General features: G+C 54.4%; 1 protein-coding gene. It reads left to right on the top strand.

Annotated elements, in window-relative coordinates:
• Nucleotides 1-295 precede the first annotated feature (295 nt).
• Nucleotides 296-1,564, top strand: a complete 1,269-nt coding sequence (locus Q6A48_RS25870; RefSeq protein ID WP_304557309.1) for an IS110 family RNA-guided transposase — start codon at nt 296-298, stop codon at nt 1,562-1,564.
• Nucleotides 1,565-1,592 lie beyond the last annotated feature (28 nt).

Here is a 1,592-nt window from a genome sequence, read left to right as displayed (position 1 = left end):
TTGTGGCGAGGGGATTTATCCCCGCTGGGCTGCGATATAGGTAGTCCGTTCCTTGCTCTTCCATACTGATGTTCGCTGGAATTCGGTTGTCGGCGAGGAAGGAACATGCACCTGCGGGCTACGAATAGGGCTGCAACGCATCTCGATGATTACTGCTTCACCTTCGAGCCCAGCAGGTGCGCTTGCGCCCTCTAACGAACACTCAGGGAAAGCCGGCCACGGCTCTCTATATCGCCTTCGCTGGACGCAAGCATGCATGTTCCTGCATGTACTTTAGCGTCTGTGGAGGTGTGTCATGCAAACGCTGTTGTCTCAAGAATTCACTGCTTATATCGGAATTGATTGGGCCGATACCAAACATGACGTTTGCCTGCAGGTTGCTGGGCAGGCCCAGCGGTCCTTCTCGGTGATCCGACACACCCCCGAAGCCATCGATCAATGGGCTCATACGCTGTACCAGTGCTATGGCGGCCCTATCGCCATTGCCGTGGAATTGGACAAAGGACCGTTGATCGCGGCTCTGCAAAAATATGATTTCTTTTGTTTGTTCCCGATTAACCCCGCCACTTTGGCCAAGCAGCGTAAAGCCTTCGTCCCCAGCGGTGCGAAGGATGATCCGAGCGATGCCCAGTGGGCACTTGAGCTATTGCTCAAGCATCCAGACAGATTTCCCCAGCAGGAGAAGCAAAGTCCTGCCCTACGCTCTCTGGCTAGCTTGACCGAACATCGGCGAACCTTGGTTGATGAGCGAGTAAGAATCAGCAATCGGTTGGTCTGCACGCTCAAGCAGTACTATCCGTTGGCCCTGGAGTTGTTCCACGACCACGACACGTTAGTGTTTTGTGATTTCCTGGAGCGCTGGTCGACGTTGGAAGCACTTAAACGTGCTCGGCCTACCAGCGTTTTGAAGTTTCTTAACGCGCATAATGTTCGCCATGCAGAACTCAATCAGGAGCGTCTGGCCTTGATCCTCAAGGCCACGCCACTGACAGAGGATCCAGGGATTGTTAACCCTTCAGCGCTGTATGTACGGATCCTGGCATCGCAGTTGAGCGGGATGTTGGTGGCGATCAAGCAGTTTGATGCGGCGATCGAAGAAACGGCCAATACCCTGGCCGATTACAGCCTCTTCAAATCCTTGCCTGGGGCCGGGCAACAGCTTGCACCACGGCTGATGGTGGCTTTTGGTGAGCAACGTGAGCGTTTCAAGAATGCTGGTGCTGTGCAGCGATATGCCGGGATTGCTCCGGTTACCGAGCGCAGTGGCAAGAAGAGAATCGTCCGCTGGCGCTATCAATGTTCAACCTTTTTGCGCCAGACGTTTGTGGAGTGGGCTGCCCACAGCATCAATCAATCGGCATGGGCAGGGGCATACTATCGCCAGCAGAAGACCAAAGGCTGCTCTCATCAAGCAGCCCTGAGGTCACTGGCTTTTAAATGGATCAGGATCGTTTACCGGTGCTGGAAGACTAGAACTCCATACGACGAAAGCGTCTATCTACAAGCCTTGACCTGCCACGACTCGCCTTTGACGAGGGCATCGCAAGCAACAAAGGTATGTTGACGGAAGAGCTCAGGGCGTGAAGCAGCCC

The organism is Pseudomonas citrullilanati (genome assembly GCF_030580855.1).
Classification (GTDB): Bacteria; Pseudomonadota; Gammaproteobacteria; order Pseudomonadales; family Pseudomonadaceae; genus Aquipseudomonas; species Aquipseudomonas citrulli.
Note: the sequence above shows the minus strand (reverse complement) of the source record. Positions and strands in the feature narration are given on the sequence as shown.